The sequence below is a fragment of the Janthinobacterium sp. 1L-D-8-B-C4 genome, from assembly GCF_057291295.1.
The window spans coordinates 443080-467175 of record NZ_JBXAVX010000001.1 but is presented as its reverse complement, the minus strand read 5'-3'; the positions used below and the strand labels follow the sequence as shown (position 1 = coordinate 467175).

25 protein-coding genes and 1 pseudogene are annotated in these 24096 nt (G+C 64.6%); 5 read left to right on the top strand and 21 right to left on the bottom strand.

The genetic code is table 11. The features are described from left to right. The first annotated feature begins 1 nt into the window (after nt 1). Genes AC0Z42_RS02215 through AC0Z42_RS02205 form a run of 3 tightly spaced genes read left to right on the top strand, consistent with a single transcriptional unit; the run spans nt 2 to nt 3449 of the window. On the top strand, nt 2-1516 hold the full coding sequence (locus AC0Z42_RS02215) for a response regulator (RefSeq protein WP_485466592.1): 1515 nt from the start codon (nt 2-4) through the stop codon (nt 1514-1516). After that, entirely contained in the window at nt 1503-2315 is an 813-nt protein-coding gene (locus AC0Z42_RS02210; RefSeq protein WP_485466591.1) for a substrate-binding periplasmic protein, read from the top strand. Before AC0Z42_RS02215 ends, AC0Z42_RS02210 begins: the two co-directional genes overlap by 14 nt. Before the next feature lie 12 nt (nt 2316-2327). Next, the gene (locus AC0Z42_RS02205; RefSeq protein ID WP_485466590.1) at nt 2328-3449 is read left to right on the top strand and encodes a metallophosphoesterase; all 1122 of its coding nucleotides are present in this window, start codon (nt 2328-2330) and stop codon (nt 3447-3449) included. A gap of 69 nt (nt 3450-3518) precedes the next feature. Here AC0Z42_RS02205 and AC0Z42_RS02200 read toward each other — a convergent pair whose 3' ends face one another. From AC0Z42_RS02200 to AC0Z42_RS02190, 3 genes are read right to left on the bottom strand one after another with little or no spacing between them, the layout of a single operon-like run. Further along, nucleotides 3519-3788 carry a hypothetical protein gene (locus AC0Z42_RS02200; RefSeq protein WP_485466589.1) on the bottom strand — a complete coding sequence of 90 codons (270 nt, stop codon included), beginning with the start codon at nt 3786-3788 and terminating at the stop codon, nt 3519-3521. A 17-nt stretch (nt 3789-3805) separates the two neighbouring features. Beyond that, nucleotides 3806-4558 carry a DUF4303 domain-containing protein gene (locus AC0Z42_RS02195; RefSeq protein ID WP_485466588.1) on the bottom strand — a complete coding sequence of 251 codons (753 nt, stop codon included), beginning with the start codon at nt 4556-4558 and terminating at the stop codon, nt 3806-3808. A gap of 16 nt (nt 4559-4574) precedes the next feature. Then, nucleotides 4575-5498, bottom strand: coding sequence for a LysR family transcriptional regulator (locus AC0Z42_RS02190; RefSeq protein ID WP_485466587.1), 924 nt, complete (start codon nt 5496-5498; stop codon nt 4575-4577). 123 nt (nt 5499-5621) lie between these two features. Here AC0Z42_RS02190 and AC0Z42_RS02185 point away from each other — a divergent pair, with 123 nt between their 5' ends. Beyond that, nucleotides 5622-6386 carry an SDR family oxidoreductase gene (locus AC0Z42_RS02185; protein WP_485466586.1) on the top strand — a complete coding sequence of 255 codons (765 nt, stop codon included), beginning with the start codon at nt 5622-5624 and terminating at the stop codon, nt 6384-6386. Here AC0Z42_RS02185 and AC0Z42_RS02180 read toward each other — a convergent pair. From AC0Z42_RS02180 to AC0Z42_RS02095, 18 genes are all read right to left on the bottom strand, one after another. Next, nucleotides 6383-7822, bottom strand: coding sequence for an MFS transporter (locus tag AC0Z42_RS02180; RefSeq protein ID WP_485466585.1), 1440 nt, complete (start codon nt 7820-7822; stop codon nt 6383-6385). The genes AC0Z42_RS02185 and AC0Z42_RS02180 overlap by 4 nt on opposite strands. A gap of 173 nt (nt 7823-7995) precedes the next feature. Then, nucleotides 7996-8916: a metal ABC transporter solute-binding protein, Zn/Mn family gene (locus AC0Z42_RS02175; RefSeq protein ID WP_485466584.1), complete on the bottom strand. Its 921-nt coding sequence runs from the start codon at nt 8914-8916 to the stop codon at nt 7996-7998. Between the two features lie 40 nt (nt 8917-8956). Then, complete coding sequence (locus tag AC0Z42_RS02170) at nt 8957-9814, bottom strand: metal ABC transporter permease (RefSeq protein WP_485466583.1); 858 nt, start codon at nt 9812-9814, stop codon at nt 8957-8959. Beyond that, the gene (locus AC0Z42_RS02165; RefSeq protein WP_485466582.1) at nt 9804-10499 is read right to left on the bottom strand and encodes a metal ABC transporter ATP-binding protein; all 696 of its coding nucleotides are present in this window, start codon (nt 10497-10499) and stop codon (nt 9804-9806) included. Before AC0Z42_RS02165 ends, AC0Z42_RS02170 begins: the two co-directional genes overlap by 11 nt. Further along, the gene (locus AC0Z42_RS02160; protein ID WP_485466581.1) at nt 10496-10648 is read right to left on the bottom strand and encodes a hypothetical protein; all 153 of its coding nucleotides are present in this window, start codon (nt 10646-10648) and stop codon (nt 10496-10498) included. Before AC0Z42_RS02160 ends, AC0Z42_RS02165 begins: the two co-directional genes overlap by 4 nt. Nucleotides 10649-10745: 97 nt before the next feature. Then, a complete protein-coding gene (locus tag AC0Z42_RS02155) occupies nt 10746-11666 on the bottom strand; it encodes an NAD(P)/FAD-dependent oxidoreductase (protein ID WP_485466580.1) in 921 nt (306 codons plus the stop codon). Continuing rightward, nucleotides 11653-12105: an Rrf2 family transcriptional regulator gene (locus tag AC0Z42_RS02150; RefSeq protein ID WP_485466579.1), complete on the bottom strand. Its 453-nt coding sequence runs from the start codon at nt 12103-12105 to the stop codon at nt 11653-11655. The genes AC0Z42_RS02155 and AC0Z42_RS02150 overlap by 14 nt, the downstream gene beginning before the upstream one ends. A gap of 50 nt (nt 12106-12155) precedes the next feature. Then, on the bottom strand, nt 12156-12605 hold the full coding sequence (locus tag AC0Z42_RS02145; protein WP_485466578.1) for a TlpA family protein disulfide reductase: 450 nt from the start codon (nt 12603-12605) through the stop codon (nt 12156-12158). Continuing rightward, entirely contained in the window at nt 12602-13081 is a 480-nt protein-coding gene (locus AC0Z42_RS02140; RefSeq protein ID WP_485466577.1) for a DUF3299 domain-containing protein, read from the bottom strand. The genes AC0Z42_RS02145 and AC0Z42_RS02140 overlap by 4 nt, the downstream gene beginning before the upstream one ends. 10 nt (nt 13082-13091) lie before the next feature. Beyond that, nucleotides 13092-14309, bottom strand: a complete 1218-nt coding sequence (locus AC0Z42_RS02135; RefSeq protein WP_485466576.1) for an ABC transporter permease — start codon at nt 14307-14309, stop codon at nt 13092-13094. Beyond that, a complete protein-coding gene (locus AC0Z42_RS02130) occupies nt 14297-14959 on the bottom strand; it encodes an ABC transporter ATP-binding protein (protein WP_485466575.1) in 663 nt (220 codons plus the stop codon). Before AC0Z42_RS02130 ends, AC0Z42_RS02135 begins: the two co-directional genes overlap by 13 nt. Before the next feature lie 69 nt (nt 14960-15028). Further along, the gene (locus AC0Z42_RS02125) at nt 15029-15295 is read right to left on the bottom strand and encodes a hypothetical protein (RefSeq protein ID WP_485466574.1); all 267 of its coding nucleotides are present in this window, start codon (nt 15293-15295) and stop codon (nt 15029-15031) included. A 96-nt stretch (nt 15296-15391) separates the two neighbouring features. Continuing rightward, nucleotides 15392-16762 (bottom strand): c-type cytochrome, encoded by a 1371-nt coding sequence (locus AC0Z42_RS02120; protein WP_485466573.1) that lies wholly within the window; start codon nt 16760-16762, stop codon nt 15392-15394. After that, a complete protein-coding gene (locus AC0Z42_RS02115) occupies nt 16759-18366 on the bottom strand; it encodes a GMC family oxidoreductase (protein WP_485466572.1) in 1608 nt (535 codons plus the stop codon). Before AC0Z42_RS02115 ends, AC0Z42_RS02120 begins: the two co-directional genes overlap by 4 nt. 9 nt (nt 18367-18375) lie before the next feature. Then, a complete protein-coding gene (locus AC0Z42_RS02110; protein WP_485466571.1) occupies nt 18376-18888 on the bottom strand; it encodes a sugar dehydrogenase complex small subunit in 513 nt (170 codons plus the stop codon). Between the two features lie 25 nt (nt 18889-18913). Next, nucleotides 18914-20080 (bottom strand): porin, encoded by a 1167-nt coding sequence (locus tag AC0Z42_RS02105; protein WP_485466570.1) that lies wholly within the window; start codon nt 20078-20080, stop codon nt 18914-18916. Nucleotides 20081-20219: 139 nt separating this feature from the next. Then, a complete protein-coding gene (hpaR, locus tag AC0Z42_RS02100; RefSeq protein WP_485466569.1) occupies nt 20220-20681 on the bottom strand; it encodes a homoprotocatechuate degradation operon regulator HpaR in 462 nt (153 codons plus the stop codon). Between the two features lie 76 nt (nt 20682-20757). Further along, nucleotides 20758-22554, bottom strand: coding sequence for a DUF885 domain-containing protein (locus AC0Z42_RS02095; protein WP_485466568.1), 1797 nt, complete (start codon nt 22552-22554; stop codon nt 20758-20760). Nucleotides 22555-22782: 228 nt separating this feature from the next. Here AC0Z42_RS02095 and AC0Z42_RS02090 point away from each other — a divergent pair. Further along, a pseudogene (locus tag AC0Z42_RS02090) lies at nt 22783-23570 on the top strand (aldo/keto reductase). Nucleotides 23571-24096 lie beyond the last annotated feature (526 nt).

Genomic DNA, 24096 nt, shown 5'->3' with positions numbered 1-24096 from the left:
CATGTTTTCGTCCAACAATAGCGATGCACTGATACTCAATGTCGATGACAGCGACGGCGCGCGCTACGCCAAGTCGCGCATCCTCACGCGCGCCGGCTTCAATGTGATCGAAGCGTCGAATGGCGGCGACGCCCTGCTGCGCGCGGCCAAGGACCGGCCGGCCCTGATCCTGCTCGACGTCAAGCTGCCCGACATCAATGGCCTGGAAGTGTGCCGCCGGCTGAAAGACAACCCCGACACCAATACCATCCTGGTGCTGCAGACCTCGGCCTCGTTCATCGGCACGGCCGACAAGATCCGCGCCCTCGATGGCGGCGCCGACAACTACCTGGTCGAGCCGATCGAACCCGATGAACTGATCGCCAACGTCAAGGCGCTGCTGCGCCTGGGCCGGGTCGAGCGCGAACTGCGCGAAGTGGACCGGCGCAAGGACGAATTCCTGGCCACCCTGGCGCACGAGCTGCGCAATCCGCTCGGCCCGATCCGCACTGCGCTGGCGCTGCTGCGCAAGCTCGACCCGGTGGTGCCGGCGATGCAGGAAAACGCCCGCGCCACCATCGGCCGCCATACCGATCATCTGGTGCGCCTGGTCGACGACCTGCTCGACGTGTCGCGCATTTCGCAGGGCAAGATCTCGCTGCAGTGGGAACGGGTCAGCCTGGCCAGCATCATCAATAGCGCGCTGGAGACCAGTTCGCACATCGTCACCGGGCGTGGCCATGCCTTGACCGTGGCGCTGCCGCAGGAAGAACTGTGGGTGCACGGCGACCCGGTGCGCCTGTCGCAGATCCTCGCCAACCTGCTGCTCAACGCGGCCAAGTTTACCGCGCCGGGCGGCGCCATCAGCATCAGCGCCGAGCGCCAGGGCGAGCGTGTGGCTATCCACCTGGCGGACAACGGCATCGGCATCGCCGCCGGCAGCATCGAAACCATCTTCGGCCTGTTCGAGCAGAGCGGCCACGCGCCGGACCGGGTACAGGACGGCCTGGGCATCGGCCTGTCGCTGGTGCGCAAGCTGGTGGAACTTCACGGCGGCCAGGTCACCGTGCAAAGCCCCGGCGTCGGGCTGGGCAGCACGTTTGAAATCGATCTGCCGCTCGACCTGACAGCCGCGCCGCAAGCCGTGGCAGAGCCCGAGCCGGTGGCCGGCAGCAGCAAGCGCATCCTGGTGGTCGACGACAATGAAGACGCCGCCGACACGCTGGCCGAACTGCTGGAACTGGACGGCCACCAGGTGCGCACCGCCTACACCGGCGCGCAGGCGATCGAACGCACGCTGGAATTCAAGCCCGACATCGTCTTCCTCGATATCGGCCTGCCCGACATCAACGGCCATGAAGTGGCAGGCAAGCTGCGCCAGCTGCCGATCCCGCAAGATTTCCAGCTGATCGCCCTGACCGGCTACGGCCAGGAACACGACCGGCGCGCGGCGCTGGACGCCGGCTTCGACGACCACTTTGCCAAGCCAGTCGATTTCGGCAAGCTGGCCACCCTGGGGCTGCATGTTGGCAGATAGGCTGCGCGCTGGCACAAGCTGGCGCTGCACGCTGGCGGCCGCCTGCCTTGCGCTGCCTGCGCTGGCCTGGGCCGCGCCGGTGGCAAACGACGCCTTGCCGGCCAGCCTGGTCTGCCACGACGATGTGTTCGTGCCCTATTTCATGCAGAACGACGGCCGCATCGAAGGCCTGAACGTGGACGTGCTGCGCGAGGCCGCAAGCCGGCTGGGAATATCCATCGCGTTTCGCGCCACGCCCTGGCGCCGCCTGGAAAGCGAACTGGCCAAACCCGACGGCGCCGTCGATTGCGCGTTCGCCCTGAGCCGCACGCCGCTGCGCGAACAGTACCTGGAATTTGGCAAGGTAGCGCTGCAGCCGACCGAATATGCGCTGTTCGTGCGCCAGGGCGGCGGCCTGCCTGCCTTCCGCCTTGAAGACCTGGCCGGCAAGGTAATCGGCGTGCGCGCCGGCTTTCGCCTGCCCGACGAGATAGCCGCCGGCGTGGCCAGCGGGCGCTGGAGCGTGGCCGAAGTGCCGACCGACGCGGCCAACTTCCAGAAGCTGGCGCTGCACCGCATCGACGCCGTGCTGGCCGACAGCTATGTGGGGCTGTACACGCTGCGCCAGCTGAAACTGCAAGGCGTCAAACGCATCACGCCGCCGCTAACGCGCTTCGACACTTATCTGGTATTTCGCAAGAGCGCTCATTCGGCCGCGCTGGCAGCCGCCTTTGACCGCGCTTTCGCGCGCATGCGCCAGGACGGCACCTTTGCGCGCCTCACTTCATCCTACCTGGGCCTCGACGCCCTGGAACCCTGACTGTCATCCACCATGAGCCTGCGCCCGCCCCTGCTACGCATCACCATGATCCTCGGCGCCCTGCACGCCGTGCTGGGCTATCTGCTGCTGCCGGCCCTGAACATCGGCCTGGCCGGCCTGCTGCTGGGCGGCGCCATACTGCTGGCTTCGACCATGCTGATGCCGATGACGATTTTTTCGCGCGGCCTCACCAATGACGCGCGCCTGGCCGACCGCCTGAGCTGGGCCGGTTCCCTGTGCATGGGCTTTTTTTCCTCGCTGTTCGTGCTGGCCGTGCTGCGCGAACTGCTGATGCTGTACCCGCCCGCGCGCCTGCATGCGCAAGCGAGCGCAGTCGGGGTCATCTTCCTGGCCTCGCTGGCCACCGTAATCGGTTTCATCAATGCACGCCGCGTGGCACGCGTAAAAGACGTCAAGGTCGCCATCGCCGGGCTGCCGCCGGCGCTGCATGGCTTTACCATCGTCCAGCTGAGTGACATTCACGTCGGCGCCACCATCAAGCGCGCCTGGGTCGAGGCGATGGTGAAACGCGCCAACAGCCTGGATGCCGATGCGATCGCGATTACCGGCGATGTTGTCGACGGCACCGTGCCGCAACTGGGCGCGCATACGGCGCCGCTGGGCACCTTGACCGCACGCCACGGCGTGTTCCTCGTCACCGGCAACCACGAATACTATTCCGGCGCCGCGCCATGGGTGGCCGAATTTCGGCGCCTGGGTTTGCAGGTACTGATGAACCAGCATCAGGTAATCGAACACGACGGCGCGCAACTGGTGCTGGCCGGCGTGACCGACTTCAACGCCGCGCATTTCGACCCGGCCAACACCAGCGACCCGCAGGCAGCCATCGCCGGCGCACCGCCAGGCCTGCCCCGCATCCTGCTGGCGCACCAGCCGCGCAGCGCGCCGGCCGCCGAAGCGGCAGGCTTCGACCTGCAACTGTCAGGCCACACCCACGGCGGCCAGTTCTGGCCATGGAATTTGTTCGTGCCGCTGCAGCAGCCGTATGTGGCGGGTTTGCACCGCAGCGGCAAGCTGCAGATCTACGTCAGCCGCGGCACGGGCTACTGGGGGCCGCCGAAACGGGTGGGCGCGCCGGCGGAAATTACGCGGATTGTGCTGGTGGCGGGCTGACTATCTGAAGAAAATTGCTCATTCAAGCTGGAGCTGGCACTTCAGCCATGATTATCTTCGGTGCGAGAATCAATGCCCATCCGGCTTCAATCGTACGCCATCGCGCGTCAGGTAACAGTCGACAAACCCGCCGATTTCGCCTGGTGCATACACCACGATACAATCGTCATTGGGAGCGACGGTAAATACGGTATTAACTGTATTGGCGTCACAGATCCCATGCACCACGACTTTTTCACCAGGCTGTACAAAAAAGTATTCCGGAATTGGCTCCAGATAAATCTTCAGCACTTTTGTGCTTTCATTCTGGAATGGCAGTGTGATGTGCAAATTTGGCATTGATATGTCCCTTATATTCACTGGTCCCAGCTTGCCATCCAGTCATTGAGCCGCATGACCATCTTCGGCGTATTCAACCGCTCCAGTACGCCGTCCAGTTCCTCGCTATCGCTGACCTCGAACAGCACCAGCGTCTCCTCGCGTTCAACGCCCGTACCAAACAGCCCTTCCGCAGCCAGCTGCTCCAAGGCCGCGATGCCCGCCTCGAACGCGCTGGCGCGAAACACCTCGAAATCGACCTCGAACGGCAAGCCGCGGTGCGCCTGCAGCAGCAAGCGATAGGCGCTGTCAAAATATGCGCCGCCTTCATCGAACTGCCATTCGCCGGGATTCCAGAACATCTCGTTTTCGTCTTCCGCGGTAGCCAGTGCTTCGCGGCTGTTGGCGAGCAGGGAAATCGTCATGGCGCTGTCGTCGCTGAGCAGCGCCCAGGCATTGAAATGCTGGTCGGGATGGGCGGCGCGAACGAAGGCGACAGCCTGGCGCGTGGCGGTGACGAGCAAGGTTTGTAACAGCGGCGCGTCGAACACGGCGGGGTCGATCAGGCTGGCGCGCTCCAGGGTGTAGCCTTCGCTCAGCGCGGCCGCGCAGAAGGCGGCATAGGCGGCCCGCGCTGACGCATCACCGGCATGCACGGTACGGGTTTCCTCGCCCCAGGTCATGGCCGCGCCTTCGGCGGTCCAGACAGTGGCGTCAAACACGCGCACTTCGCGAAAGCGTGCCGGCATGGCGCCGTCGTATTGGTAAAACAGGCTGTAGTCGGTCGTCATCAGGTCGGTTCATCAGTTAATCGGGGGTGATCTGCGCCGCGAAGTCCTGCTGGCGGAATTGTTCCAGCAGGTAGTCGACAAACACCCGCGTTTTGGCGGGCAGCAGTTTCTTGCCGGGATAGTATAGCGACAGGGGGCCGGAATCGGCGCGCCAGCCGGGCAGCAAGCGGATCAGGGCGCCGCTGCGCAAATGCGCCAGCGCATGCGGCATCGGCAGCAGGGCTACACCGACGCCGTCGATGGCCGCCATCGCCATCGCTTCCGGATCGTCGAAGATGGCGCGTGGCCGGCATTCGGCCACGCCCTCGCCGCCCTGGCCGTCGCGCAGTACCCAGCTGCGCAGGCGCCCGCTGCCGGCAGAGCGGCGCGCCACGCCGTCGAACTGCGCCAGGTCGGAAGGATGCGACGGCATCTGCCTGCCGCGCATATAGGCGGGCGAGGCGGTGGCGACGATATGGGCGTGGCCCAGTTCGCGCGCCACCACGCCTTGCGTCAGTTCGATGCCGCCGCCGATGGCGACATCGAAGCCTTCGCCGATCAGGTCGACCTGGCGGTTATCGAAATGGCAGTCGGGGATCACGCCCGGATAGCGGCGGATGAATTCGGCCAGCAGCGGCACCACATAGCTGCGGCCGAACGACGGCGCCAGGCTGATTTTCAATATGCCGGCTGGCTGGCCGCCCTCCTCGGCCACATCGGCGATCGCTTCGCGCAAGGTGGCCAGCGCACCGCCTATTTGCTGCAAAAAGCGCTCGCCGCCTTCGGTCAGGGTCAGCTTGCGCGTGCTGCGCTGGAACAGGCGCAAGCCCAGGCTGGCCTCCAGGCGCGCCACGTTCTTGCTGACTGCGGCCGGCGTCAGCCCCAGGCGGCGCGCGGCCGCCGAAAAGCTGCCGGCTTCGGCCGACAGCACAAATGATTGCAAATGATTGAGCGCTTCCATGCCGCCATTCTATCTGCTCATTTGATACCAATGGTTGAAAGTGATTGTATCGATTACTGGCTAGCGCATCATTAACAACAGGCAGATACTGGCTACTCCTTACCCACACTTTGAAAGCCCGTCATGACTGCCACGCAAAACTCCACCTCCCTGCCCTTCGCCGGCAAAACCGCATTTGTCACCGGTGGCTCGCGCGGCATCGGCGCCGCCATCGTGCGCCGCCTGGCGCGCCAGGGCGCCCATGTCGTCTTCACCTATCAAAGCTCAAGCAATGAAGCCGAAGCGCTGGCCGCCAGCGTGCGTGATGCCGGCGGCCAGGCGCAGGCGGTGAAAGCCGATGCGGCCGATGCGCAAGCGCTGTCGGCGGCCGTCACCGAGGCGGCAAAAGTGACCGGCAAGCTCGATATCCTGGTCAATAACGCCGGCGTCTTCGTGCCTGGTTCCATCGACGATTTTTCACTGGAAGACTTCGACAAGACGCTGGCCGTCAACGTGCGCGCCGTGTTTGTCGCCATCAAGGCAGCCGTGCCGCTGATGCCGTCGGGCGGGCGCATCATCAATATCGGCAGCACCAATGCGCACCGCATGCCGTTTGCCGGCGCGGCCGCCTACGCCATGAGCAAGTCGGCGCTGTCGGGCCTGACGCAAGGCCTGTCGCGCGACCTGGGTCCACGCGGCATCACCATCAACAACGTGGAACCTGGCCCGGTCGCCACCGACATGAACCCGCCCACCGGCGACTTCGCCGACCTGATGCACGGCCTGATGGCCCTGCCGCGCCACGGCACCGGCGACGAAATCGCCGGCATGGTGGCCTACCTGGCCAGCGAAGAAGCGGCGTTCGTCACCGGCGCCGGGCTGAAGATCGACGGCGGTTTTGCGGCCTAAGCGGAGGCCTTCTTCGACAGATGATCGCCGGCGCCCGCTTGCAGTCGCCAGGTATCGATCATGCCCAGCAGGCTGACCACAGCCACCAGCACAAAGGCCAGGCGAAACTCGGCGGCCGGCATCTGTTGAATGCCGGCCGTCCGCGCCAGCCAGTGGCCGAGGCGCACGCCCAGCGCGCCCAGCGCCACGCCCAAGCCCATGGCGACCTGGAAAGCGGTGCTGAACAGGGTGTTGGCGGCGGCCATGCGGGCCTGCGCCATGTCGGCAAAGGCGATGGTGTTGTAGGCCGTGAACTGCATCGAGCGCGTCAGGCCGCCGATGAACAGGACCAAGGCGATCAGCCAGATGGGAGTCGCAGGCGTCAGAAAGGCGCAGGCCAGCAGGGACAGCACATTGATGGCGCCATTGACCAGCAGTACCGGCCTGAAGCCGAAGCGGCGCAGGATGCCGGTGGTGGCAGGTTTCATCATCAGATTTCCGGCAAACACGGCGATCACCAGCATGCCCGAGTGAAAAGCGTTCAGGCCGAAGCCGACCTGGAACAGCAGTGGCAGCAAGAAGGGCACGGCGCCGATCGCCATGCGGAACAGCGAGCCGCCGTAAATCGCCACGGCAAAGGTGGGCGTGCCCAGGGTACGCAAGTCGATCAACGGATGCACGGCCCGGCGCAGATGGCGCACGGCCAGAGTCCCCAGCAGCGCACCGAGCGCAAGGAAAAACCCTGCCTCGCTCCACGGCGCATCGGGCCGGCTCAGTGTTTCGGCGGCCCAGGTCAGGGACAGCAGCGCGCCGCCCGCGTACAGGAAACCGACGGCATCAAAAGGCTTGCGTTCGCTGGGCCGGTGATCGGGAATCAGGCGCCAGGCAAAAAACAGCGCCAGCAGGCCCAGAGGCAGGTTCAGATAAAAGATCCAGCGCCAGGAACTGTAGCTGGTAATGAAGCCGCCCAGCGGTGGCCCCAGTACGGGCGCCACCAGCGCCGGCCAGGTCAGGGTCGCGATCACGGAAATGAGCTTGTCCTTGGGAGTGCTTTTCAGCACCACCAGCCGCCCGACCGGCACCATCATGGCGCCGCCCACGCCCTGCAACGCGCGCAGCAGCACGAATTCCAGCAGGCCGTCGGCCATGCCGCACAGGACGGACGCGATGGTAAACAGCGCCAGCGCCGCGGCAAATACCTTGCGCGCGCCGAAACGGTCGGCCACCCAGCCGCTGATGGGGATGAACACGCCCAAGGTCAGCAGATAGGCGCTGACGCCGATATTGAGGTCCAGCGGCGCCACGCCGAATGACTTGGCGATGTCGGGCACGGCGGTGGTGATCACGGTGCCGTCGAGGTTTTCCATGAAAAAAGCGCCCGCCACCAGCAGCGCTATCCAACGAGCCTTCCGCGCTTCGTCAGGGTGATCGGATGGCGGCGCCGCTTGAGCATTCATGGTGATTCCTGAAAAGTCCAGGCGCCATTATCGCTGAAGAATACCTAACAAAACCGTAGCGAGCGGCAGTGAGTTGTGGCCGAGATGCGGAGCTGTGCGAATGTACGGGGCCGCCGAGGCAGTGAGCATCGGAGGCCGCAAATCACGACGCGCAGTAGGTTATGTTAGGTGTTCTAAGGGGGATTGCCTTGCATGCCGCGAGCCAGCTGGTCGACGTTGTAGCGCATCAGCGCCAAATAGGTGGGCGCCGGGCCGCGCGGCGCGGACAAGGCGTCCGAATACAGCTTGCCGCCCACCGTCACGCCAGCCTCGCCCGCCAGCTGGCGCAGCAGGCGCGCGTTGTGCAGGTTTTCGGCAAACACGGCGGCCGTGCCGTCGGCGCGCATGCGCCGTACCAGCTCGCCCATGGCGCGGGCGCTCGGTTCGCTTTCGGTCGACAGGGCCTGCAACGCCGACAGGCGCAGGCCGTAGCGCGCGGCCAGGTAGTCAAACGCCGCGTGCGCGGTGACGGCGCGCCGCTGGTTGACGGGAATTTGCGCGAAGCGCGCGCCGGCCCAGGCGTCCAGTTCGCGCAGCAGCACCTGGTAGCTTGCCGCATTGGCGCGGTAGATGGCGGTGCCTTGCGGGTCGGCCCGCGCCAGCGCGGCGGCGATATTGGCGACATACAGCATGACGTTGTGCGGGTCCTGCCAGGCGTGCGGATCGAGGTGGCCATGCTCGTGCCCGTGTTCGTGGCCATGATCAGGGTCAGCTTGATGTTCATGGCCGCGCGGCTTGACACCGGTGGACGCCACCACCACCTCGCCCCGGTAGCGGGCCGCCTGCAGCAAACGCTGCTGCCAGCCTTCGAAACCGAGGCCGTTAACCACCACCAGCCTGGCGCGCGCGATGCGCACCGCGTCCTGCGGCGTGGGGTCGAACACATGGGCATCGGCGTCCGGCCCTACCAGGGAGGTCACGGCGACGCGCTCGCCGCCCACCACTTTCACCAGGTCGGCCAGGATGCTGAAGCTGGCCACCACCGGCAGTTTTTCGGCCGCTGCACGCTGTGGCAGCAGCAGGGCCAGGCTCAAGGCCACGGCGGTCAATATCATATTTTTGTTTAAACGGAGCATGGGGAATCCAAGGTAAAAATCAGTTGCGCGCGCGGCGCAGCGCGGCCAGCGCGCCGTGCGGCGACAGCAGCAAGGAGCCGGCATACAACAATCCGGCGCAGACGATGATCGCGGGTCCCGATGGCAGGGCCGCGTAATACGACAGCAGCAAACCACTGACACCGGCCAGCATCGCCTGGCAAGCCGCATGGACCAGTTGTGCCGGCAAGCTGTGGTGCCACAGCCGCGCCGAGATGGCCGGCAGCATCATCAGGCCGACCGCCATCAGGGTGCCCAAGGTCTGGAACGACGCCACCAGATTGACCACCACCAGCATCAAAAACAGCTGCTGGAACCAGGCCCTGCTTCCATGCACGGCCGCGAGAAAAGCCGGATCAAAACTTTCCAGCAGCAGCCCCCGGTACGCCAGCGCCAGCAGCAGCAAGGTGGCGCTGGCCACGCCGGCCACCAGCAGCAGGCCATCACGGTCGACGCCCAGCACATTGCCGAACAATATATGCAGCAGGTCGATCTGCGAGCCTTGCAGGGAAATGAGCATCACGCCCAGTGCCAGCGCCACCAGGTACAAAGCTGCCAGGCTGGCGTCTTCGGCGATGCGCGTATGGCGGCTGACCAGCGCAGCAGCCAGCACCACCAGCATGCCGGCCAGCACACCGCCGATGCTCAATGCGGTCAGCGACAGGCCGAAAAACATGAAACCCAGCGCCACACCGGGCAGCACGGCGTGGCTGAGCGCATCGCCGACCAGGCTCAGTCGGCGCAAGGTCAACAGCACGCCGAGCGGCGCCGCACCCAGCGACAACGCCAGCACGGCCACCAGCGCGCGGCGCATGAAGGCAAATTCCAGGAACGGTCCGGCCACAAACTCAATCACCATCGCGCGCCCGTTCAAGATGGTGCGCGCTCAGCACATGCTGCGTATCACCCCACGCCACCAACCGGCGCGCCAGCAGCACGGCCTGCGGAAAATGCGCATGCACCTGGGCGTGGTCGTGCAGCACAGCTACCACCGTGCGGCCCTGGCCGTGCCACTCGCGGATCAATGCCAGCAGCAGCGCGGTGGTGGCCGCATCGATGGCGTTGAACGGTTCATCGAGCAGCAACAGCTCGGCCTCCTGCACCATCAGGCGCGCAAACAGCAGGCGCTGGAACTGGCCGGCCGACAGCGCGCCAATCGGGGCTTGCGCCAGATCGGCCATGCCGACCGCCGCCAGCGCCTGGTCCACCCTCGTTTGCACCTCGGCCGGCACGCGGGCGAACAAGCCCACGCGCTGCCAGGCGCCCAGCAGCACGCAGTCGCGCGCCAGCATGGGAAAGCCGCGCTCAATCTCGCACTGCTGCGGCAGATAAGCGATGCGCGCCCGCGGCAGGTGCAGTTCCACCGTGCCGCCGGCCAGCGGCACCAGGCCCAGCATGGCTTTCAACAAGGTGCTCTTGCCGGCGCCATTCGCGCCCACCACCGCGTACAGGCCGCCGCGTTCGAAATGCCCGTTGATGCCGTGCAGCGCCTCGGTGCCTTGATAGCGCACCGACAGCTGGCGCACGCTGGCCAGCGCGCTCACGCCAGTGCCCAGTACACACCCAGCCACAGCAAGCTGCAGGCGGGCAGCACGGCCAGCACGCGCAGCCAGGCCGGCCAGGCAAACACGCCGGCCCTTTGCATCAGAAAAAAGCCTGGCTTCACTGCTACATTGGGTAGTCGGTGGTTCATGGCATCCTTGAAATCATTATTAATGCAATTGAGTTGCATTTTATGATTTTAAGGCATCCAGGCCAGAACGGCAATCAAACCCCGGCAAACCGTAAGGTCAAGCTGCCTGGGGCAGGCCGAACATCAGTGTACGGTGCGCTGCCACGCCGGCCATGGCGCCGTCGGCCACGGCAAACGCCACATTGCCGGCCGCGCGGCCGGCGTCGCCGCAGCAGAACACGCCGGCCAGGCTGGTGGACTTCATCTCGTCGGTGCGCACGACCGGGCCCATCGGACCTTCATCGAGCGCGCAGCCCAGCTGTTCGGCCAGCGGGCTGGCCTGCTGCGTGCGCGGTGCCACGAACAGGCCGGCCATGGCGTGCGTGCTGCCATCGGCCAGCACCACGTCGGCCACGCCGGTGATGCGCGAAATCAGTCTCGATTCGACCGTCGTGCCGCGCCGCGCCAGTTCGGCCAGCTGCGCCGCATCGGGCTCAAAGGCGCCATTGAGGAAAAACGTCACCGTGCCCCAGTCGGGCAGCATCAGGCCATGATGCATGGACAAGGGGCCGGTGGCGATCACGCCGATTGGCCCCTGATCGAGTTCATAGCCGTGGCAATACGGGCAGTGAAACACGCTGGCGCCCCAGCGTTCGCGCAAGCCCTCGACCGGCGGCAGTTCGTCGACCACGCCGCTGGCCAACACCAGGCGCAGGGCCTGCACGGTGCTGCCATCGTCCAGCAGCACCTCGAAACCGCCAGCCGTTTGCGCGGCTTGCAGTGCCCTGCCCTCGCGCCAGCTCACCGTGGGGTAAGCAAGCACCTGGCGCTTGCCGTCGGCGGCGATATCAGCGGGTGCGCGCCCGTCCTGCGTGAGAAAGCCGTGCGAGTGGCTGGCGTAGCGGTTGCGGCGCTGGCCGGCGTCGATCACCAGCACGCGGCGGCGCGCGCGGCCCAGTTGCATGGCGCAGGACAAGCCCGCATAGCTGCCGCCAACGATGATGACGTCATAGGGCTGTTGAAGTTCAGTTGGTTTCATGGGTATGGCTCCGGTGGTTGGCATGCAGTTGGCTGAAACGCGAGGACAGGTCGGCCAGGCTGACTTCGCCGAGGCGGGCGATCAGCAGGGCTTCGGCTTCATCGAAGGCACTCGCCAGCGACTGGTTGACGGCCTGCTCGACGAGGCAGCCGGGCTGCTCGACCCGGTTGCCCATGGCGAACACGGTGGGCGCGCCGACGGCGTCGTAGATATCGCGCAGGGTGACTTGTTCAAGATCGCAGTTGATGGTCCAGCCGCCGCCATGGCCCTTGGTCGAGGCCACATAGCCGCGCTCGCGCAGGCCCGCCATTACGCGCCGCACCAGCACCGGATTGGTGCCCAGGCAGGCGGCCATCTCGTCGGACGTCATCGGGCGTCCGGCATGCGCCATATGCAATAGCACATGCAATATCGATGAAAGTTTGCTGTCAGGTTTCATGTAACTAATGATATTACATAAGACCGGCTAATGCAAACCGTTTGCAAATATCAGGGAGAGACGCAAGCTTGCGCTGCCTTTTGCAGCCACTGCGCATCGACGGCGCCCAGGCGCGTGGTGCATACCTGGTGCGCGCCGTTCAGCACCACCGTATAGGGCAAGGCGCCCAGCGGATTGCCGAACTGGCGCAGCAAATCCTGCCGGCCCGGCGCCGCCAGTTGCAGATACGCCGCCCCCGCCTTGTGCGCAAACGGCGCCGCCCGCCGCCCCTCGTCGATGGCGATGCCGACAAAGCGCAAGCCGGGCAGGCGCTGCGACTGCGCTTGCAGCAGCGGCAATTCGCGCACGCAAGGCAGGCAGTCGCTGGCCCAGAAGTTGAGCAATACGGGGCCGGGCAAGGCGGCCAGGGTCACGCTGCGGCTGGCGTCCAGGGTGGGCAATTTGAAGTCAGGGTTGGGCTGTGCCACCGCCAGCGCCGCCGCCAGCAATACCGCATTCACGGCTGCACCAGGCTGGCGTCGTTGATGCGGTAATACAAACCCATCGAGTCGCTTTTCAGCACCGTCATCTTGCCGCTCATGACCATCGGCGCATAGGTGAACTTGACCGGCGTGCTGCTGTTGATTTCCACCACCCCTTCCGGCCCGGCCGGCAGGCAGAACGGGCAGCTGGCCGAGGTCACCGTCAGCAGGAAATGCTTCTGCTTCTGCCCTGGCTGCAGCGGCATCATGAAGCCCTGCACCTTGACTTCGGTCTGGTCCAGCGCAGTGATTTCTTCCGTATATTTCGGCACCATGCGCCCGCCTTTCGCCTTGACGGTGGTGGCTTTCGACAGCAGGCTCCAGGGCAGCACGCCGGGAATGTCCTCCAATGGCGCGAAGAACGATGGCGGATGGTCGGCGGTGGCAGGGGTTGTCACCTTGGCCGCGTGCGCGGTGCCAGCGGCGAGCAGCAAAACAAGCAGCAATGATTTCATGATGTCTCCTTCAGGAATGCGCCAACGTGGCGGCGATATCGGTGCGGTAGGCGCGCACGGCGGGCACGATCGAAGCGAGCAGGCCGACCAGCAAGGCGGCCGGCAGCAGCCACGCTTCCTGCGGGTCCATGGCCCAGGCCGACAGCGCCAGGTTCTGCTGGCCTTCCATCAGCGCGCCCAACAGGCCTACCGCCGCATGGCCCAGCAGCCAGCCCAGCACGGCGCCGCCCAAAGCCAGCGCCAGGCCCTGGGTCAGCAACAGCAGCAGCAGCTTGTGTGGCGGCGCGCCCAGCGCGCGCAAAATCGCCAGGTCCGTCTTGCGCTCTTCCAGCGCGTGGTACAGCGCAACAAACATCGACAGGCAGGCGACGGCCAGCACGATGGCGGCAATCGCGCGCAGCACATCGGCGCCCACGCCCACCAGCTCGAACAATTTGGCCGATTCCAGCGCCGGCTGCGCCGCCTGCAAACGGGTCTGGCTGTTGACCCAGCGCGGCAGGCTGATGGCCGCCAGCGGCGAGGCATAGCGCACCAGCAGCACGGTGATTTCATGCTGCGCTTCATGCTCGCCCTCATTGACCTGCGCATGCGGTTCGTCCGGGTCGGTTTCGTGCACGCGCCACACTGAGGCGACCGGCGTGACGATCAGCCGGTCCAGCACGGTGCCCGTCGGCTGCAGGATGCCCACCACCGTGTACGGCGCATGGGTGTGGACCTCGCCGCCGGCCACCAGGCCGTGCGAGCCGGCAAAGCGCGCACCCAGTAAGGTCCCCGTGCGACGTGCTACTTCAGCCCCCAGCACCACCTGCATGGTGCCGCCGAAGCGCACGCCGCTGGCCGCCTGGCCACCGTAGTGGCGAATATAATCAGCGGTGCTGCCGACAATGCGGTAGCCCTGGTAGCTGTCACCGAGCGCCAGCGGGATCGCCTCGGCCACCAGCGGATTGGCCGCCAGTTCGGCCTGCGCGGCGGCCGGGATATTGCCGGTCGGGATATCGATATGGTAGATCGAGGACAAAATCAGCTGCAGCGGCGAGCCCTTGGCGCCGACCACCATGTCGATGCCGTTGGCGTCTCTCAGGGCGCCGTCCTCCAGCTGGCGCGAGGCCGACAGGATAAAGGTCATCATCGCCACGCCAATCGCCATCAGCAGCAGATTGAGGCAAGTGGCCAGCGGTTTGTGGCGCAGCGCGGCCAGCGCCATGGTCACGGCGTTCAGGCGGCGCATGGCAGCTCCCCGCGCGCCGGCAGGCGCAAGACGGCGGCACCGGGCAAGGCGGCAATCAGGCGCGCATCGTGGCTGGCGATCAGGAGCGAGGCGCTGGCGTCCCTGGCCTGGCGCGCCAGCAAGGCGGCCACTTGCGCGCAGGCGGCATCGTCCAGGTTGGCGGTCGGTTCGTCGGCCAGCAGCAAGCGTGGCTGGGTAAACATGGCGCGCGCGATCGCCACGCGCTGGCGCTGGCCGCCGCTCAGTTGATGCGGCATGGCGTGCGCCTTGTCGGCCAGGCCCAGCCCTGCCAGCAGCGCCTGGGCGCGTTCCACGTCGGGAGGCAAGCCGCAGGCATAGGCCGGCAGCAGCACATTGTCGCGCACGGACAAGCTGGCGACCAGCGCCAGCTGCTGCGGCAGCAGGCCGACATGGCGGCCGCGCCAGGCATCGGCTTCGCGCGGCGCCAGGGCCGCCAGGTCGACGCCGTCGATAGCGATGCGCCCGTTTTGCGGGCTCAGGATGGCCGCCAGCAGGTGCAGCAGGGTCGATTTGCCGCAGCCCGATGGCCCCAGCAGCAGCGCGTGCTGGCCACGCGCCAGTTCAAAAAAAGGCAAGGATAGTACGGTCACACCGTGGTAGCGGTGCTCCAGTTTGGAAATGGTCAGCAAGATGGTCTCGATCGGCAATGACAACAAGGCCGCAGCGGCTGCTTGCGCCCTGCGGTCGTGGTAGCGGTATCAGGAGACCAGGGCCGGCGGCCCGTGCGCATGCGGAATCAGAAAGCTGCGCAGTACCGGGCTGGCCGGCTGCACTGCTGAAGAAAGAGAATAGCTGCCGGCCAGGCGCAGCACCAGCAGTGCCGGTGGCGCCAGCGCCTGGTCGGCCGGCGGCACGCTGCCGGCAAAGCAGCTGGCGCAGTCGGGCGCCTGGCTGCCCGGGGCATGATGATGTTGCGTCAGGCCGAACAGCTGCAGCACCAGCATGGCCATGACCAGCCATGCCAACCACCTCTGGATCCAGGAACTGTTTGCAACCATAAGACCGGGCGTGCCTAAAAACGCAATTGATTTGCGTATACTAGCATGCCCGGCAGATGGGGTTCATTCCTGCTTGCGCCGGCGCCACCACAGGAAGACCAGCAGCAAGGCCAGCAGCCCAACGATGATGCCGCCACGCACCAGGCCTATCAGGCTGGACGGTGCACCACCATTGCGCAAGGTCGTTACCTGCTGCGCCGTTACCTTGACGTCGGGATTGCCGTACATCTTCTGCACGTAATTGCCCAAAGTAACAATCTGCTCGTCCGACAGGGTCTGGCGGAACGCCGGCATCAGATGCCCGCTGCCGCCGTCCTGGCGCTCGACACCATCGAGGATGGCCATCACCAGGTTGTTGCTGTTGCTGCGGCCCGTCACCGAGTTGTGGAACAGCGACGGCAAACTGCCATCGGCGCTGCCTTCGCCCCTGGCATGATGGCAGCTCGCGCATTGGGCATCGTACAGCTGCGCGCCGCTCATCTTGTTCAGGTCTTTCGGCAGCGCCACGCCACGGATCGCAGAGAGCTCGTTGCCAGGCTGGCCCCATTGCGTCACCGCCCTGGTGTCAGCCGCATCGCGCAGCGCCGGCACGCTCTTGACGTAATGTGCAATGGCGTTCAGGTCGCTGTCGCTCAGGTGCTTCAGGCTGTGATCGATGGCTTCGGCCATCGGCCCTGCCGCCTGCGCCTTGTTCGCGGCGCGGCCGGTGCGCAGGTAGTCGACCAGTTCCTGCTGGCTCCAGCCGCCGACGCCGCTGTTGACGTCCGAAGTGATATTGGGCGCATGCCAGGTCCCAAGATCGGCACCGCCCAGTTCCTTCGACAACTGCTCGGCCATCAACGCATTGCGTGGCGTATGACAGGTGGTGCAGTGCGCCAGGCCTTGCGCCAGATAGGCGCCGCGGTTCCACTCCACGCTTTTGGACGCATCGGCCACATAGGGCGTCTTGTCCAGGAAAAGCAGGTTCCAGCCAGCCATCGACAGGCGGATATTGAACGGAAACGGCAAGTCGGTGACTTTCGCCGGGGCCGCGTCGACCGCCGCCACGCCATGCATGAAGTAGTCGTACAGGGCCGCCGTATCGGCGTCGCTCACCTTGGCATACGCCGTGTAGGGCATGGCCGGATACAGGTTGGCGCCATCGGCGCGCACGCCGTGGCGCAGCGCAGCGGAAAATTGCGCCAGCGTGTAGTTGCCGATGCCATGGGTTTTCGACGGCGTGATATTGGTCGCCACGACGGCGCCGAGCGGGGTTGCCAGCGACAGGCCGCCAGCCATGGGTTTCCCGCCTGGCACGCTATGGCAGGCGATGCAGTCGCCGGCCGTGGCCAGGTAGCGGCCCCGTTCGATGCTGGCCGTATCGGCGGCCAGCGCCGGCATCGCCGCCAGGGACAGCAGGGTCGCGCCAGCGGCCAGCCTGAAGTTCGTCATCATGCTGTCGCTCCCTGTTCGCCGAGAATATGCTTGACCGTGCGCAGCGCCAGGGCCAGGCCGTTTTCGGTCGAATTGCAGGTGCCGGACGTCGGCAGCACGCCGGTGCTGCACAGGAACAGGTTCGGATGATCGTAGGTGCTGCCCCACTGGTCGCACACGGCCTTGGCCGGGTCCGATCCCATCGACAAGGTGCCGCAGATATGCTGGTTGTTGGAAAACACCCCCTCCTTGCTGTGGCGCAGATTGGTGCCGCCCATCAGCCTGGCGATGCGTTCGAAATCCTGTTTCGCGCGCTCGTGGCCACGCCTGGTGTACGCGTCGATCGCATAGTGCGCCTGCGGCTTGGGTATGCCCATGCTGTCCTTTTCCTCGCTCAAAGTGATGCGATTGTCAGGATGGGGCAGCACCTCGAGCACGGTCTTCAGGCTCATTTCACGCGCCGAGCGGAAACGCAGCTGCTGTTCGAATTCTTCGCCGAACACGCCCTTGCCGATCAGCTCCTTGGTCGCGCCATCGACGCGCGAAATATTCGTGAAGTCCAGCCGGTATGGCGCATGCTCGCCGCGGAAATCGCCGTCGCGCATGGTGTTGATCGAGTTGGGGCTTTGCGGGCCCCGGCCCAGCCACAGGTCTTCGTCGGCGTCAAAGGTCAGCGAGGTGCTCGGGTGATCCATCAGGTTGCGGCCCACCATGTCGCTGCTGTTGGCCAGGCCTTTCGGATATTTGTCCGACGCGGACAACAACAGCAGGCGCGGACTTTCGATGCCGTTGGCGGCCAGGATGAAGGTTTTCGCGGTGACGCGGTGGCTCTTGCGGTCGACATCGTAGTACAGCGCGGCGGTGATACGACCCTTTTCGTCGTGTTCGAGCTTGTAGACATTGGCGTTGCACAGGATCCTGACGCCGGCGTCTTCTGCCTGCAGGGCGGCGATGCCGCCGTGGTATTGCGCGTCGATCGGACAGATCGGCTGGCAGCTGTTGTTGCCGCAGCAGGCCGGGCGGCCATCGTAGCTGACGCTGTTGCGCGCCACCGTGTTGCCGACCACCTTGTAGGACGGGTCGAGGCGTTCGCGGATGCGGCGCATGGCGTACGGCTCGGTCACCGGCGCCATCGGGAAAGCCTGCTTGCGTGGCGAGCCGGTGTTGGCAAGACCGGATACGCCCATGATCTCTTCGGCTTCCTGGTAGAACGGTTCCAGGTCTTCATAACTGATCGGCCAGTCGACGCCGACGCCATACAGGCTGTGGATGCGGAAGTCGTTAGGTACATTGCGCCACGCTTGCGCGGCCCAGTGCCACGAGGTGCCGCCGAACTGGCGGATATATTCGGCCGGATAAGGATACGGGCCGGCCTGCACCAGGTAGCCGCTGTCCCTGGGCTGGTAGATCGGGTGCGGCGCGGTCGGCACCGACGGATAGGGCGACATCAGGTCGCTGCGGCGCGTGGAATTGCGAAAGCGGCCGACGATCTCGCCGCGCGTCACGCGCGGCCCCGCTTCCAGGATCTGCACCGAGGCGCCGGCCAGCGCGAGCTTGCGCGCGGCCAGCGAGCCGATGATGCCGGAGCCGATCACGATGTAATCGGCAGTATATTGTTCAGCCATAATGGCTCCTTAGATTGGTTTTCTGGCCCAGCTGCCGTAGGCGCCGTAGGAATACGAGGGAGGTACCAGCACATCGGCCACGACAGCCGCGTTCAGCGCCTCTTCATAGGCCACGCAGACTGCCGCCTCGCCGGTGCCGACGATGCCCAGGTACCAGGCGCCGGCGATCTGGCGCGGCAGGGCCGCCACCGGCGACTGCGCCGCATCGAGCGCGGCCTGGATGCCGGCGCTGGTCAGTCCTTCGGCATTGATCAGCGCCAGCAAGGCGCGCAGATTGGCCGGGAAAGCGGCGTCCTGCGCCACCAGTGCCTTGTACAGGCGGCGGGCCAGGCCAGGCTCGAGCGCCTGGCGCCCCACCAGCACGGCGGACACGGCCAGGAAAGCGCCCTCTTCCGCATTGGCGACCGGCTCGGCCAGCGCCCACGGTATCAGCGCCGCGGCCGAGGCCGACAGCAAACCGGCCAGCACCATGCGGCGGCCAGGATTGAACGGGCCGCTGCCCTCATTGGTATGCGTTTTCATTGCAGCTCCTTTGGATGGGGACAGCTTAAAAGGCGTGTTTGAGACCGAGCATCAGCACCGTCTGGCCGCCATTCGACGACGGCGTGCCGTTTTGCGAGTCGCCGATCGAGGCCACCGCAGCGACGACATTGCCACTGGTACCCAGGGTCTGGCCACGGGCCAGCTGGCGCGCTTCGATCGCGTACAGGGCCGTGCGTTTCGACAGCGCGTAGTTCTGCTCGAACGACAGCTGGCGGTAGCGCGCGCGGTTGCCGATGTCATTGGCGTGGGCTGCGCGCGTGTCGCTGTAGCCGGCCGACAGGAACAGCGCGGGCGCCGCCTGATAGCTGGCAACCAGGCCGGCCGTGTTGAACACCGCCGTGTCGCGGAAAACAGATGCGCTGGCGGCCTGGAACTGCACGTTGCTGGCGTTGGCGCCGACCATGAACTTGCCGAAGCTGTAGCGCGCGCTGGCGGCGATGAACTGGATCGATTCGGCTGAAACATAGCCCTGGTTGATGGCCGAGACGCCGAAGTTGCCCGACGCCGTGTTGCTCCAGCCGGCGGCGTTGCTGCCGTTTTTCAGTTTCAGGTAGCCGAGCGCAAATTCGGCCGGCGAGGCGCTGTACTTGACGGCGGCGCTGAAGCTGCTGCCGGCGCCATTGCCGTCTTTCGCTTCGCCAAAACCATATTGCGTGCTGGCCTGCAGGCCGCGCCAGACGGGCGAGCTGTAGGTGAGGGAATTGCTGACGCGCACGGTGGTATCGAGGCCATCGAAGTCGCCAGGATGCGCGCCGGTGGCGCCGGTCAGGATATTGCTCGATGCAAGCGAGCCGACCAGCAAATAATACGGCGTGTACTGGCGCCCGGCCGTCAAACTGCCCCAGGCGCGCGACTGCAGGCCCACGTAAGCCTGACGGTTGAACAAGGAGCCTGCCACGCTTTGCGCGCCGGTATCGGCTTCGAAGCCGCTTTCCAGCAAGAACAGCGCTTGCAGATCGCCACCGAGGTCTTCGGTGCCCTGGAAACCGATCTTGCTGGCCGACAAACTGCCGCTGCGCATATAGGTGTTCGAATGGCCGGCCTGGTTGCTGGCGTATGCAGCGGCCTCGTCGACAACACCGTAAATGGTGACATTACTCTGCGCGCAAACGTTTGCGCAGACGAGCGTGGAGGCGGCCAGCGCGGCAATGCGCATGCATGGGGTATTCATTATTTTTTTCCTGACTATTCCTGGGGTGAGGTAGCGCGTTATTGCCTGGCAAACCAAAGCCATGACATCGCGTCTTTCTTGATTTACATCAAGTGCAGGAAATTATACGCCTTTTCACTAACATGTAAGTGATTGACTGTCAGGACCGATGCAAGATCGCCGGCGCCACCGGCAAGGTATCGAGCGCAACAAATGCTTCCAGCGCCAGGCGCATGTCTTCGAATACCTGCTTGCCGTAGGCCGCTTCGAGGTTTTCATATTGCTGGTCGATCAGCTTGCCCATCTCTATCAGCAAGGCCGCGCCCGCCTCCGACAGATGCACCTTGCGGCGGCGCTGGTCGCCTTCGAATTTGCTGCGCGCCAGCCAGCCCGTCTCTTCCATGCGGGCCAGGATGCCGCTCATGCTGGGGCTGGATATCTGGCAGATATCGCACAATTCGCGCGGCTCGAGCATGTTTGCCTCATTGAGCGCGCGCATGATGCGCCACTGCTGTTCCGTCACGCCGTAGTGGTTGAGAATGGGCCGGAAATGCTGCAGCAGGCTATCGCGCGCCTTGAGCAGCAGCTGCGGCATATTGGGATAGCGGATCGGTAGCTGCAAACTGGACTCCTGAACAAATGACAATACTGACAATTATACGGCGCGCGCAGGATCGCGCGCGCCCCATGAAGCTACCTCAGCTGCGCGACTTCTGCGCCGGGATGAACTGTTCGCGCACGGCCTTGGCCAGCAGCTCCGGCGGCAGCAGGCCCTGGCCCAGCAGGAAGTTGTTAAAGGCCAGGCGGTCGAACTTCGCGCCAAGTGCCAGCTCCGTTTCGGCGCGCAGTTGCAATATGCGCGTATAGCCGTAGAAATAGCTGCCCGCCTGGCCCGGCATATTGAAGGTATAGCGGTCCAGTTCCTGGCGCGCCATCGGTTTCGACAGCATCACTTCGTCGGTCAGGATGCGCCCCGCCTCTTCGCGCGTGACCTGGCCCAGGTTCAGCATCGGGTCGAGCATGGCGCGCGCGGCGCGCAGCATGCGGAACTGCAGCGCGATAAACTGGCCTTCTACCGGCTCGTAGGGAATCATCTCCGCTTCCGCATACAGCGCCCAGCCTTCGACGTTGACGCTGTTGAAGGCATACAGGCTGCGCGCCTGCGACACGCCGCGTTCGACCATGGCGCTGAATTGCAACTCGTGGCCGGGACGGCCCTCGTGCGCGCTGAGTGTCCAGGCGGCGCCGGCGAAGTTGAAATCGTCATACGCTTCGCCCTTGCCGCTGGCGGCCGGGTTACCCACCGGCAGCACGAACTGGCCATGCTCGCCGGTATTGCCGATCAGCGGAGGCGGACGCATGTGCGGCGCCGGCTGGGCCGCCGATTCGGCCGGCGAAGCCAGGCGCATGGTCATCGCGCGCGCCGGAACATCGACCACGCCTTGCTGGCGGATGCGTTTTTCCAGCTCGGTATTGACGTCCTTGTAGTGGGCTTCCAGCTTGTCATTGGCAATCGCCTCGCTTTTCAGCGCGCGCAGCACCTGGCGATAGTCGCTGCCATCGACGCCCTTCAAAGCAAGTTTGGCCGCCACCACCGGCGCCAGCGCCTGCAGCGCCGAGCGCGTTTCCAGGTAAGCCACCTCGGCCCGTTCGACCAGCGCGCGCGGTTCGATATCGATGCCGACCTGCTTCAGGCGAAACGCATACTGCTCGGGCGCCATGCGGAAATCGGTACGCGACAGTGGCAGCACCACCTCGCGTTCCCAGGCGGCGTAGCTGTTCAGTTGCTTTTCCATTGCCGCCAGCGCCGGTTCGGCACCCGCGATCTTCATGTCGGCAAACAGCTTGCGGATGCCGGCGATATAGGTCGGCACGTTGTCCAGCGACTGCTCCACTTGCAGCCGCACCGGGCCGCTCAGGCCAGGCTGGCCGATTTTTTCGGTAAAGCGTGCTTTTGCCAGTTCCGTGATCGAAGTGCTGCCCGCAAACTGGCCCGTATAACGCTGCAGCCGTTCCAGCGCCTTGGCCCGGCGCGCGGCCGGACGCTGCTCCTGCAGCAGGCTTTGCATGGAGCCGAACACCATCTGCGGCACATCGATCCACGGCAGGCTGTATTTGGCGTCGATCTGCGCGCCGGCGATTTCCTGGTCAACCGCGCCAATCAGGATTTCGAGGTCCTGGCGGATGCGTTCATCGCGTTCGAGTTCCAGTTTTTGCTGCAGCCTGGCACGCGCCTGCTGCAGGGCAGCGACCTGGCGTTCGACGATATTCGGCCCCAGGTCCGCGGCCAGACCATCGTATTGCGACAGGCCCGTATCGGACGCGTTTTCAGGCGAAAATTTCGCCTGCGCTTCAAGCACGATGGCGGCATTGCGGTTGCTCGCCTCGACCCAGGCGGCGGCCGGCGCTGCGGGAGCGGCGATTGAAGCGATAGGAAACGCGCTGGCCAGCGCGATGGCAAACACGGTCTGGCGTAAATATGGGCGTACGGACATCGGGGGTTTCCTTCCTGAGGTAAGCAATGAGCGAAGTACGGAGCGAAGCGGCGAGTATCGGCCAGCGATGAGGGCCTGTCAATTGGCTACCATAGTCCCTCCCCCGTCACGAAAAGGAACAGCGCAATGAAACACGGCGTTCTGGGCAAGAGCGGCATCGCAATCTCGCCGCTGGTTTTTGGCGGCAACGTATTGGGCTAGACGGCTGACGAGGCACAGCCGCTGCAAATGCTCGACGCCATCGTCGACGCCGGCATCAATATCATCGATACGGCCGACGCGTATTCGGCATGGGTGCCCGACCACACGGGTGGCGAATCGGAAACCTTGATCGGCACATGGCTGTGGCACGCGGTGGCCACTGCAAAGGCTTGTCGAAAGTGTGAATAGAAAAGGCGGCCGACGATTCGCTGCGCCGCCTGAACACCGACTACATCGACCTGTACCAAACGCATGCGGATGATCCGGACACGCCACTCGAAGAAACGCTAGCCGCCTTAGACGACTTGATCAAGGCAGGCAAGGTGCGCGCCATCGGCGCTTCAAACTATGGCGCGGCGCGCTTCAGGGAAGCGCTCGATACCAGCGAGCGCCTGGGCCTGGCGCGCTATGTCAGCATGCAGCCGCAATACAACTTGGTCGAACGCAGCGATTATGAACGTGAGATGAAACCATTGGTGCGCGATAAGGGCATAGGCGTGATGCCGTTTTACTCCCTGGCATCAGGCTTCCTGAGCGGCAAATACCCCAGCAGCGCGAGCACGGACAACGCCACGCGCGGTGCCAACTACCTGACGCCGCGTGGTCTGCGCGTGCTAACGGCGCTCGACGACGTCACCAGGCCAACTCCGACACAAGTCGCGCTGGCCTGGCTGACGGCACGCCCCAGCATCAGCGCGCCGATCACCATCGCCACGCGGCTGGAACAGGTGGCCGACTTAGCGACGGCCACGCAGCTGCTGCTAGGCATAGAGGATATCGAACAGTTTGATGCGGCCAGCGGCCTTGATGCTTAAGGAACTGTCAGCGCCAGCAACTTGCACTGCGAGTCAATCTGGAATGACAGTCAAAGCCAGCGCCTTTTTCAGGGACGGAAAGGCGTCCTCCACTATTTTAGTCGTGCCGTTCCATTTCCTGGCCGGTCAATAGAATAGAGTGCATTTCGCGCCATTTCACACGCGTTCGTGTCCGACGCGAGGTTGTGACTTACTTGACATTGGAAGCTGCGCCACCGCATGAAGTAGTTATTTAACAACAAAACATTGTAACATTCTTTCAAATAGATAACCTTCCACAAGTTTGGCTATATATTTTTCTTGTGGGTTTTCCCGCTTGCTAACTTAACTACCGATATAGAAGCCTGTCCCACGGCCGCTTCGACCAAAATGTTCCCCTGACAGATGCAGTTCGGCCAACAAGCTGCATTATCAATTTATCCCGCCTTGGCAACGACTATCTGCCACCGCAACGCCTGGTTCGCCAGTGAGCATTTTCACCGAATTTACGACTACATGATCGACTGAATTTCGTCATTAACTTCCT